The 230-nt window shown below is 37.4% G+C and carries 1 protein-coding gene; it reads left to right on the forward strand.

The window, feature by feature from the left end:
- Window positions 1-230, forward strand: a 230-nt coding sequence (locus tag HMPREF2810_RS09900) for a bacterial Ig-like domain-containing protein (protein WP_141750869.1), incomplete at both ends; no start/stop codon positions are given.

The following is a 230-nucleotide window of genomic DNA, read 5'->3' on the forward strand; positions in this document are numbered from 1 at the left end:
GTCAAACCCGACCAATCTAAGTTAGAGGTCAAAGATACAACGATTTATGTTGGTGATTCGTGGAAACCAGAAGATAATTTCGTTTCAGCGACAGACAAAACAGGTCAAGACGTTCCGTTTGAAAAAATTGATGTTCAGGGAACAGTAAATGTTGATAAAATAGGCGATTATGAAATTGTCTATAAAAATGGCACAAAAGAAGCGAAAGCAATCGTTCATGTCCGTGATGA

The organism is Enterococcus sp. HMSC078F03 (genome assembly GCF_001811595.1).
GTDB classification, from domain to species: Bacteria; Bacillota; Bacilli; order Lactobacillales; family Enterococcaceae; genus Enterococcus; species Enterococcus faecalis.